This is a genomic window from Chroococcidiopsis cubana SAG 39.79 (genome assembly GCF_003991895.1).
Taxonomy (GTDB): Bacteria; Cyanobacteriota; Cyanobacteriia; order Cyanobacteriales; family Chroococcidiopsidaceae; genus Chroococcidiopsis; species Chroococcidiopsis thermalis.
On the sequence record NZ_RSCK01000251.1, the window covers coordinates 1 to 1302 of the forward strand.

Sequence of the window (1302 nt, forward strand, 5' to 3'; positions counted from 1 at the left end):
AGGATCGTGGATTAAATAAGGTGTAATAGTTTCAGTTGACTCTGTAAACTAGAGAAGCAGACTGATGAACAGGTGAATCGATGCAACCCTACCCTGCTTTGATTGAAGCCCAAATGAAACGATACTATCAATCGCTGTCTGAGAAGGATCGTCGTCGCTACGCAGCAATTGAAGCGGTGAAATTAGGGTACGGAGGGCAGGCATACATCCGTCGATTGTTCGGATGTCATCACGAAACCTTAGCGCTGGGGTTGGTGGAACTGGAAGAGGCAACGGCACTCGAGCAGGAACGGATTCGCCAACCTGGAGGTGGACGTAAATCAGCGTTTGAGACAATTGCTGGGTTAGACACGGCATTTTTGCGTGTCTTGGAGCGGCACACAGCGGGTTCACCGATGGATGAAACCGTCAAGTGGACTAATCTCAAGCGCCACGAGATTGCCGCATTGCTTAAAGGTGAGGGAATTGACGTGAGTGTGACGGTTGTAGACCAGTTGTTGGAGAAGCATAAGTTTCGTAAACGCAAAGCAGTCAAGACCCTGGCAACTGGAGAAAGCGAGCATCGCAACGAGCAATTTGAGATGATTGAACGGCTCAAGCAAGCCTATCAAGCAGCTGGCAATCCAGTGATGAGTATGGATACAAAAAAAGAGAATTGATTGGCAACTTGTACCGAGATGGAACACTCTACACTCAAGAACCGATTGAAGTGTTTGACCATGATTGGGCAACGCTTGCAACCGGGGTTGCTATTCCTCATGGGTTGTACGACATGAGGGACAATGTGGGCTACATTCAGATTGGTACCAGCCATGATACCAGCGAATTTGCCTGTGACTCTATTCGCTACTGGTGGAATACCTATGGCAAGCAACGTTACCCATTGGCTGATTCCATTTTGTTGCTTTGTGATGGAGGAGGTAGCAATAGCTCGCGCCATTACATCTTCAAGCAGGACTTACAGGCATTGGTCAATGAATTGGGAATTTCGATTCGCATTGCCCACTACCCGCCCTATACCTCCAAGCACAATCCCATTGAGCATCGCTTGTTTCCCCATCTGACTCGTGTGTGTCAGGGTGTGATTTTTGACAGCGTGCAGACGGTGCAAGAATTGATGGCAACTGCAACCACTCGCACAGGACTCAATGTGTTTACGACAATTCTCGACAAGACCTATCAAACAGGTAGAAAAGTTGCTCTTGACTTCAAATCAACCATGAAAATTGTCTTTGATGAATTCTTGCCTCAGTGGAATTACACTGCTCAGCCAGAATTACAGGTTATTTAATCCACGATCCT

General features: G+C 47.2%; 1 pseudogene. It reads left to right on the top strand.

Features of this window, described 5'->3' with window-relative positions:
• The first annotated feature begins 395 nt into the window (after window positions 1-395).
• Window positions 396-1291, top strand: a pseudogene (locus DSM107010_RS40870) (ISAzo13 family transposase).
• The last annotated feature ends 11 nt before the right edge of the window (window positions 1292-1302 follow it).